Source organism: uncultured Nitratireductor sp. (genome assembly GCF_913053745.1).
In the GTDB taxonomy this organism is placed as follows: Bacteria; Pseudomonadota; Alphaproteobacteria; order Rhizobiales; family Rhizobiaceae; genus Nitratireductor.
Map to the genome: position 1 here is coordinate 1 of NZ_CAJXGF010000226.1, position 5,051 is coordinate 5,051.

The 5,051-nt window shown below is 62.4% G+C and carries 7 protein-coding genes and 1 pseudogene; all 8 read right to left on the reverse strand.

Annotation, left to right across the window (positions count from 1 at the left end):
* The coding region (locus tag QZ638_RS22440; protein WP_295814789.1) for a sodium/proton-translocating pyrophosphatase at nt 1–177 on the reverse strand (177 nt) is incomplete at its 3' end.
* Nucleotides 178–420: 243 nt separating this feature from the next.
* Complete coding sequence (locus QZ638_RS22445) at nt 421–1,638, reverse strand: MFS transporter (protein WP_295814772.1); 1,218 nt, start codon at nt 1,636–1,638, stop codon at nt 421–423.
* Entirely contained in the window at nt 1,635–2,126 is a 492-nt protein-coding gene (nusB, locus tag QZ638_RS22450; protein ID WP_295814775.1) for a transcription antitermination factor NusB, read from the reverse strand. The genes QZ638_RS22445 and nusB overlap by 4 nt, the downstream gene beginning before the upstream one ends.
* Nucleotide 2,127: 1 nt before the next feature.
* A complete protein-coding gene (gene ribH, locus QZ638_RS22455; protein ID WP_295814778.1) occupies nt 2,128–2,595 on the reverse strand; it encodes a 6,7-dimethyl-8-ribityllumazine synthase in 468 nt (155 codons plus the stop codon).
* 44 nt (nt 2,596–2,639) lie between these two features.
* Nucleotides 2,640–3,254, reverse strand: a complete 615-nt coding sequence (locus tag QZ638_RS22460; RefSeq protein ID WP_295814782.1) for a riboflavin synthase — start codon at nt 3,252–3,254, stop codon at nt 2,640–2,642.
* Nucleotides 3,227–4,357, reverse strand: a complete 1,131-nt coding sequence (ribD, locus tag QZ638_RS22465; protein WP_295814785.1) for a bifunctional diaminohydroxyphosphoribosylaminopyrimidine deaminase/5-amino-6-(5-phosphoribosylamino)uracil reductase RibD — start codon at nt 4,355–4,357, stop codon at nt 3,227–3,229. The genes QZ638_RS22460 and ribD overlap by 28 nt, the downstream gene beginning before the upstream one ends.
* Before the next feature lies 1 nt (nt 4,358).
* Nucleotides 4,359–4,817, reverse strand: a complete 459-nt coding sequence (gene nrdR / locus QZ638_RS22470) for a transcriptional regulator NrdR (protein ID WP_295814787.1) — start codon at nt 4,815–4,817, stop codon at nt 4,359–4,361.
* Between the two features lie 35 nt (nt 4,818–4,852).
* Nucleotides 4,853–5,051, reverse strand: a pseudogene (gene glyA / locus QZ638_RS22475) (serine hydroxymethyltransferase); the annotation flags it as partial.

Sequence of the window (5,051 nt, forward strand, 5' to 3'; positions counted from 1 at the left end):
AATGGCGACGGTGGTATACTGCCTTGTCAAATAAGCCTGCGCCCCCTCCCGGATGGCACCGGCGATTTCCTGCATGCGTGCATTGCCCTGGTCGGCAGCCAGCACCGACTGGGTTGCCCAAATGGCATAGAGAATGGAAAGCACGCCGCAGGCGATGACCACGTAAAGCATGTTCATTGCCAATCTATCCCTTGATTTCGACCCGCGACTGGAACCCCCTCCCGGGTCACGCTGAAAAGGCCGGCGGCATTCGCGCCCCACCCGGCCTAATTGTCGCAGCTTGGGCGAAGCTGTAACGCAACGTCAAGGTTATGTTGGGGGAATCTGTAGCATGGTCCCGGTAGCGAGCGGCCACGGTGGGATCTTTATGGGTCGCAAGGAATGAAATAAAGCCTCTTTCCTTGGCAATCGGCGTCGAGGTCAGGCGATGCGTCTGGCGCGTCGTCCAGCGGCCAGCAAGCCCAATGCCACAAGGCACGAGGCCGCCACCGGGATCACGACCCACGCCAGCATGTTCCAGCCGAACGCATTGTAGATCTGCCCCGACATGAGGGACGCGAAGGCCGTGGTTGAGAAAAGCAGAAAATCGTGCACGCCCTGCACGCTGTTCTTTTCGGAAGAGCGATAGCACTCGGCCACCATCGCGGTTGCACCGATGAAGCCGAAATTCCAGCCGATACCGAGCAGGATCAGGGCCGTCCAGAACTGCCACAATTCGATGCCCGAAAGCGCCACGATCGCGCAGGCAATCAACGTTAAGAGGCCGGTTGCGACGATGGTCTCCTTGCCGAAACGGGCAATCAGCCGACCGGTGATGAAGCTGGGTGCGAACATTGCCATGACGTGCCAGGAAATGCCGAGCGTCGCCTCGTCGGGTGTGAAACCGCAACCGACCATGGCCAGCGGTGCCCCTGTCATGACAAAACTCATCAGCGCATAGGAGGCGACACCGCAAAAAAGCGCAACGAGAAAGCGCGGCTGCAGCAAGATCTGCGCCAGTGGTCGAGCGGCTTCATGATCGTCCAGCACGGCTGCGGGCGCTTCCTTGGGCATGCGAAGGAATGACAGTATCAAGGTTCCCAGCAATCCGAGCACGACAAGGGCAGCGAAGGCACCGGCAAACTGAACGGGCGCGAAAAGATCGCGTGTGTAGATGACGGTCTGCGGGCCGATTATCGCAGCGAAAACACCCCCGCCCAGAACCCAGGAAATAGCGCGCGGTTTGAAATCGGATGGCGCGTTGTCTGCGGCGGCGAAGCGGTATTGCTGGAGGAAAGCATTGCCAATTCCCACCAGCATCAGCCCGAGGGCAAAAAGCCAGAAACTGCTCTGAAAGAGCGCGCTTGCCGCCACGAACCCGCCGCAGGCGGTGACGAAAGCTCCAGCCATGAAACCGTTGCGGCGGCCGGTTGCCCGCATCAGCGCCGCGGCGGGAAGCGCACCGAGCGCAATGCCCACATTGAAGCCGGTCACCGGCGCGGTTGCCAGCGACTTGTCGCTTTCGAGAAGATAGAAGCCGGCGAGACCGCCCATGGAAATGGCGATGGGCGCTGCGGAGCCGACAATGGCCTGGGCGGAGGCGAGAATCAGCGCGGTGCGTTTCGCTTCACGATAAAGATCGCCCCGCCCCTCGCTCATGCCGGGTCTTTCCCCTTGCCTTCGTCGCGGCTGCGACGCGCAACCCTGTCCAGCACCGCATTGACGAGCTTAGGCTCATCCTCGGTGTAGAACGCCTTGGCGATGTCGACATATTCCGAAACGATAACTGCCACTGGCACGTCCCTGCGCCTGGTCAGTTCGTAGACACCGGCGCGCAGGATGGCGCGCAGCGTCGAATCGAGGCGCGACAGCGGCCAATCCTCCGTTAGCGCCTTGCGGATCACCGGGTCGATCGTCTTCTGGTCTTCGACGACGCCGGACAGAATGGCGCGGAACCATTGCGGATCGGCATCGCGGTAGAGTTCGCCGTCGATCTCCTTTCCAAGCCTGAAAAGCTCGTATTCCGCTGTGGTCTCCAAGAGGCCGGTACCGGCCACGTCCATCTGGTAAAGCGCCTGAACGGCGGCAAGCCGGGCAGCCCCCCGTTTGTTGGCCGGGCGAAAACCGTTTGCGGTCGGTTCCGTCACATCAAGCTCCCAGGCGCTGTTTCAGCGCAATCATCGTCAATGCCGCTTCGGCGGCGAAAAATCCCTTGCCCATGCTCTCGCCGCTGGTGCCTTCGCTCTTTTCGATGCGGGCCAGAGCCTGCCCTTCGTTCTCGACGGTCAGGATACCATTGCCGATGGCAAGGTTCTGCTGCACCGAAAGATCCATCAGGGCGCGGCTCGATTCGTTGGCGACCACATCGAAATGATAAGTCTCGCCGCGGATGACGCAGCCGAGTGCGACATAACCGTGATAGACGGGACCGCCATTGCCGGAAGCGGCAAAGGCGATCGCCGCGGGCACTTCGAGCGCACCCGGCACGGTCACCACATCATAGGCCGCGCCAGCCGCTTCGAGCGCAGCCTTCGCGCCTTCCAGCAGGCCATCGGCCAGGTGGTCGTAAAAACGGGCTTCGACGATCAGCAGCCTCAGGAGGGGCGCATCGGCCATGGACATTCTCCGCACGGCGAACAATTCAGAAAGAGAGCGCTGCCTTAAGCTTCTTTGGCCACATCCGCAAGACGTGCTGCGTAACGTGCCATCGTATCCACCTCGATATTCACCCGGTCGCCGACAATCCGCTCACCCCACGTGGTGACCGCAAGCGAATGGTGAATAAGCAGCACGTCGAAACGCACGCCGTCGACGCGATTGACCGTAAGCGACGTGCCGTCCAGCGCCACCGAGCCCTTGGGCGCGATAAACTTCGCCAGGTCTTGTGGCGCTTCGAGCACGAAACGCACCGCCTCGCCCTCATCCCTGCGGTCGACGATTTCGGCCATGCCGTCGATGTGTCCCGACACAATATGTCCGCCGAGTTCGTCGCCCACCTTGAGCGCGCGTTCCAGGTTGATGCGCTGGCCCGGCTGCCAGTCGGCGACTGTCGTAAGCCGCAACGCCTCTTCCCAAGCCTCGACCTCGAACCAGCGCGTGTTTGCGCCTGCTTTGGGCAGCGCAACCACCGTCAGGCATACACCGCCACAGGCGATGGACGCGCCGATGTCGATCGTTTCGGGATCGTAGTCGGTCGCAACACGCAACAGCACCCCTTCGTCGCGCGGCGTGACAGATTGCACAACGCCTATGTCAGTGACAATGCCGGTGAACATAAGCCGCCTTTCACATATTCCAGGTACACATCATCGCCAAACCGCGCCTCGCGCAGCAGGTCGAAACCTTCGGGGATATGGTCGGAATCGATCGGTGCGGCAATTCCGCCAGCGCCGATTTCCGATGGCCCAATAAAGAGCGCAAGCCGGTCGACCAGACCTTCCTCAAGAAACATTCGGGCGGTGAAGGCTCCGCCTTCCACCATGAGGCTCAGGACGCCCCGCGCCGCCAGGTCTTCCAGAAATTCCGGCAGCGCGATCTCACCGTCATGGAGCTCGACACCGAGAAAATCGACGCCTGCCTCGGACAGAGCCTTTCGGCGCTCCGGTCGGCAGTCTTCCGCCGCCGTGACCAGAACCGGCACATCGCGCGCGCTCTGGGCCAGAACGGACTGCACCGGCAGCTTCATCCCCCGGTCGAGCACGACACGCAGCGGAGAGCGGCCTTCAAGCCCCGGCAGCCGGCATGTCAGCAAGGGATCGTCGGCCAGCGCCGTGCCTATGCCGACAAGAATCGCATCGCTTTCCGCCCGCATCATATGCACCTGCCGGCGCGACACCGGACCGGTGATCGCGACCTGCCCCTCGCCTATCCGCCCGATCATCCCATCGGCGGATAGCGCAAGTTTGAGAGTTACTTCGGGCCGTTTGTTCAAAGAGCGAGTGAGGTATCCGCGCAGCATGTCGGCGGCTTCTTCAGCCAACACGCCTTCCACCACCTCGATGCCTGCCTCGCGAAGGATTGCATATCCCTTGCCACTGACGCGCGGATCGGGATCGGCCGCAGCCCCCACAACACGCGTGATGCCGGAGGAGACCAGCGCATTGGCGCAAGGCGGGGTGCGACCGTGATGCGCGCAGGGTTCGAGCGTCACATAGGCCGTTGCGCCACGCGCCGCCGCGCCGGCCTCCGCGAGGGCCTGGGGCTCTGCATGCGGGCGCCCGCCAATGGCAGTGACGCCACTGCCCACGATGCGCCCATCGCGCACAATCAGCGTTCCCACGGAGGGATTGGTGCCGGTCAGGCCGAGATTGCGGCGCGACAGCCGGGTCGCAGCGGCCATGAAGCGCCGATCGAGCTCGCTTGCCAGCCCGCCGTCCATTTCAGTCCTCTTTGCCTTTCAGCTCGCCGAGAACTTCCTGAAAATCCTTGGCTTCGCGAAAATTGCGATAAACGGAAGCGAAACGCACATAGGCGACATCATCCAGAGCCTTCAGCGCATCGATGACCAGAAGGCCGATATCGTCGGACGGGATTTCGGTCTCGCCCGAGCTTTCCAACTGACGCACGATGCCGGTCACCGCACGCTCGACGCGCTCGGGCTCGACATTGCGTTTCCTGAGCGCGATGTCGAAGGAGCGCATCAGCTTGTCGCGGTCGAACGGCACCTTGCGGCCCGACCGCTTGACCACCACCAGATCGCGCAACTGAATGCGCTCGAACGTCGTGAAACGCCCGCCGCAATCTGGACAGGCGCGCCTTCGCCGGATCGCCACCCCGTCTTCGGCGGGGCGAGAATCCTTCACCTGTGTGTCTTCCGACTGACAGTAGGGACAGCGCATATCGGGCCCTTGTTCACGAATCCATTCGTGACTGCTTACCCCAGATAGGGGTAGAGCGGGAAGCGCTCGGTGAGTGCGATCACCTTGTCCTTCACAGCCTGTTCGACCTGGGCGTTGCCCTCATCCGAGTTCGCCGCCTTGAGACCGTCGAGCACTTCGGCGATCAACTGGCCGATCTCGCGGAATTCGGCGGTGCCGAAACCGCGCGTGGTGCCGGCCGGTGTGCCAAGTCGG